Here is a 3,989-nt window from a genome sequence, read left to right as displayed (position 1 = left end):
GTCGCCTCCATCCCCGCCGCCGCACTCCTCATCATCGCCCAGCGCTACGTCGCCGCCGGAATGACCGCCGGCGCCGTCAAGGATTGACGTCCACAAGAAGGGACTCTCACCCAATGACCGCCGCCGCTTCCGGCCCGGTGTTCTCCCTGCGGGAAATCCCGTTCAGCCATCGCGGATCCTGGTTCGGCTTCTCCCCCGTGGTGGCCGAGAAGACCTACGCCGAGGATGTGCACCTGGTCTCGCACCAGACCGGGATGCACGCGATCCTGCGCCTGGTCCCCACCGCCGGGACCGCGGGGACCGCCGTGACCGCCACCCCGCACCAGCTCACCTGGAGCCGTGACGACGGCCGGATCGACCTGGCGTACGAGAGCACCGACACCGTGCGGCTGCGGGGTGCCGGACTGGGGCTGAGCCTGCTGGCCGCCGACCCCGTCCTGACGCCGTTCAGCGGGCCGTACTTCTACCAGGACCCGGTGGACGGATCGCATGTCTTCACCGTCTACCAGACCGGGCGCCGCTACCGGATCAGCGTGCTGAGCGGGCGGGCCGAGGCCGTCGGCGCCCAGGCGCTCGGCACCGCGGAGCGCGGTGTCATCCTGGCCGCGGACGAGCCGTGGGAGATCGCCGTCGAGGAGTACGAGACCGCTCGTGCCCCCTACGCGGGCGGGGTCGCCTTCGAGCAGGTCGTCAAGGCGGCACGCGCCGAGTTCGACGCGTTCACCGCGGCGGTCGCGCCCTGGCGCGGCGACCGGACGCCCGCCGCCGAGCTGGCCGCGTACGTGCTGTGGTCGGCCACCGTCCGGCCCGCGGGCTTCGTCACCCGGCCGGCGGTGCTGATGTCCAAGCACTGGATGGACAAGGTGTGGAGCTGGGACCACTGCTTCAACGCCATGGCCCTCGCGGACGGCCTGCCGGACCTGGCGTGGGACCAGTTCCGTCTGGTCTTCGACCACCAGGACGCCGCCGGCGCGCTGCCGGACTCCATCACCCACTCCGAGGTCCTCTACAACTTCGTCAAGCCGCCCATCCACGGCTGGACCCTGCGCCGGCTCGGCCCGCTCGGCGACGCCGACCGCGCGGAGACCTACCGGCTGCTGGAGCGCTGGACCCGTTTCTGGCTGGACGCGCGGCGTGCCCCCGGCCGGGAGCTGCCGCACTACCAGCACGGCAACGACAGCGGCTGGGACAACGCCACGACCTTCGATCCCGAACGCGTCGTCGAGACCGCCGACCTGGCCGCCTTCCTCGTGCTCCAGATGCGGGAACTCAGCTCTCTGGCCACCGAGCTCGGCCGGCCGGAGGAGGCCGGTCACTGGTCGCAGGCCGCGGAGCGCATGCGGGACGCGTTGCTCGCCGAGCTGTGGGACGGCACGCGGTTCGTCGCGCGGGGCGCGCACTCGGGGCGGACGTGGTCCAGCTCCAGCCTGCTCGACCTCATGCCCATCGTCCTGGGGGAAGAACTGCCCGAACCGGTGCGGAACGCGCTCGCCGCCGGCATCGAGGCCCATCTGACCGCGTTCGGACCGGCCACGGAGTCGCCCGCCTCGCCGCACTATCTGGACGACGGCTACTGGCGGGGTCCCATCTGGGCGCCCTCGACCGTCCTCATCGAGGACGGCCTGCGTCGCGCGGGGTTCGTCGAACTGGCCGACGAGATCAGCGCGCGGTTCCGGCGGTTGTGCGAGAAGTCCGGTTTCGCGGAGAACTTCGACGCCCGTACCGGCGAAGGGCTCCGCGATCGCGCCTACACCTGGACGGCCGCCGCCTACCTGATCCTGGCCGCCGATCATGAACGCCGGCTTTGACAGGCCAGGTCACAGCGGCCTAGCCTTCTGTCGAATCGGTTCGAGTGGCGTGACGTCCGAGCGCGGCCACCTGCCGGCGGGGGGCTTGGTGAACATCGGCGAGATCGCCAGACGGGCGGGCGTGTCACGGAGCACCGTCTCCTACGCCCTCAGCGGCAAGCGGACGGTCTCCGAGGTGACCCGCCGTCGCATCCTCCAGGTCATCGACGAGGTCGGCTACCGCCCCAACGCCAGCGCCCGCGCACTGGCCGAGGGGCGCACCCGCACGATCGGCCTGGTCATCCCGCCCGCCGGGCGGCGGCTGACCCCCGTGCAGCTCGGCTTCGTCGCGAGCATCGTGGCCGCCGCCGGTCGCCACGAGCTGGACGTGCTGCTGTCCCCCAGCGGCGGCGACCATGACCGTTCCTTCGAGCGGCTGATCAGTGGCCGCCGGGTCGACGGGGTGATCCTCACCGAGGTCCGGCTCCGCGACGCGCGGGCCGCCCGGCTGCGCCGGTCCGGGGTGCCGTTCGTGTCGATCGGGCACACCGCCGGCGCCGAGGCGGGCTGCTGGGTGGACCTGGACTACGAAGGGCTCATCGCGCGCTGCGTCCACCACCTGGCCGACCTCGGCCACCGGGCCGTCGCGCTCGTCAACCGGCCGCAGGAGTTCCTGGACTCCGGTTACGGCCCCGCCAGCCGGGCGCTGTCCGGTTTCACCGCCGCCGCGGCCGAGCGATCGATCGAGGCGACGGCGGTCTGCTGCCCGGACGAGGCGACGGCCGGGGAGACCTGCGTGGAGGACCTCCTGTCCATCCGGCCGGAGATCACGGCGATCGTGACCGTCAACGAGGTGGCCCTGCCCGGCATGGAACGGGCCCTGCGCCGCCTGGGCCGCGCGGTGCCGGAGCGGTTCTCCGTCACCGGCGTGGTCGGGCGGCACTGGGCCGAGGAGTTCCACCCGCCGCTGACCGCCGCCGACGTCCCCGTCACCGAAATGGCCGACCGCGCCGTGGCCCTGCTCGTGGAGCGGATCGCCACCCCGGCCGCGCCCGACCGCCACGTCCTGCTCACCCCGCCGATCTCCCTGCGCGCCAGCACGGCCCCGGCTCGCTGAGCCCGGCAGGGGGCCGTCATGCCGCCGCTCCGCCGTGAAAGATTCATGGCGGGGCGCGGCGCGCGACGGCGCCCGCCGCATGCGCCGGCCGGTCGAGCGGGTGGCCGGGCCGGAGTCATATGACGTCGGACCAGCGAGCATGCCGCGATGACCAGGACCGAGACTCTGGGTGCATAGATCCCATGTCTCGCTGACAGTACGTGGTGAATGCACGGAATGTCGTTGGGGCTGGTCAACCATTGACCCGATTGATCCAATGTTCGTAACCTTGCCGTCACATTGCTCCGGAGCTTCCTTGGCCACCGCGGCGCACGCGGACGCTTCGTTGCGCCTCGTTGCGGTCAAGCGCTTGGTTATACCGACTGAGGCCGCCCGCACCCCCCTTCGGGATGGAGAACCGAGATGTCCGATCTGTCGCGCAGGCAACTGCTGAGATACGGCGCGGCCGGCGCCGGAGCCGCGATGTTGCCGTTCCAGTGGACGGCCACCGCCCGGGCCGCTTCGGTGGCGCCCGCGGAGGTGCTGGCGGCGGGCGACCTGGCGCTGTGGTACGACCGCAGCGCCGGCACCGACTGGCTGCGCGCGCTGCCGATCGGTAACGGCCGGCTCGGCGCGATGGTGTTCGGCAATGTCGACCAGGAGCGCCTGCAGCTCAACGAGGACACCGTCTGGGGCGGCGGGCCGTACGACCAGAGCAACACCAGGGGTGCGGGTGCGCTGGGGCAGATCCGGCAGCTGGTCTTCCAGAACCAGTGGAGCCAGGCCCAGAGCCTGATCGACCAGAACATGCTGGGCAGTCCCGCGGGCCAGCTCGCCTACCAGACCGTCGGCAATCTCCGGATGACCTTCTCCGGCGGCTCCAGCGCCTCGGAGTACAACCGGCAGCTCGACCTCACCACCGCCACCACCACCACGACCTACCTGCAGAACGGCGTGCGCTTCCGGCGCGAGACGTTCGCCAGCGCGCCCGACCAGGTCATCGCCATCCGGCTCACCGCCGACCGGGCGGGCTCGATCAGCTTCTCCGCGACGTTCGACAGCCCGCAGCGGGTGACGCGCTCCAGCCCGGACAGCAGGACCGTCGC

Annotated in this window: 3 protein-coding genes; all 3 read left to right on the top strand. The window is 71.9% G+C overall.

The genetic code is table 11. The features are described 5' to 3' along the window. The first annotated feature begins 113 nt into the window (after positions 1-113). A complete protein-coding gene (locus tag IEY93_RS37180; protein WP_189167852.1) occupies positions 114-1,808 on the top strand; it encodes an amylo-alpha-1,6-glucosidase in 1,695 nt (564 codons plus the stop codon). Beyond that, complete coding sequence (locus IEY93_RS37175) at positions 1,792-2,904, top strand: LacI family DNA-binding transcriptional regulator (RefSeq protein WP_268241609.1); 1,113 nt, start codon at positions 1,792-1,794, stop codon at positions 2,902-2,904. The genes IEY93_RS37180 and IEY93_RS37175 overlap by 17 nt, the downstream gene beginning before the upstream one ends. Positions 2,905-3,306: 402 nt before the next feature. Then, positions 3,307-3,989, top strand: a 683-nt coding sequence (locus tag IEY93_RS37170) for a glycoside hydrolase family 95 protein (RefSeq protein ID WP_189167851.1), incomplete at its 3' end; no start/stop codon positions are given.

It is taken from the genome of Sphaerisporangium melleum, assembly GCF_014646695.1.
Taxonomy (GTDB): domain Bacteria; phylum Actinomycetota; class Actinomycetes; order Streptosporangiales; family Streptosporangiaceae; genus Sphaerisporangium; species Sphaerisporangium melleum.
This window is presented reverse-complemented; position numbering and strand designations above follow the sequence as displayed.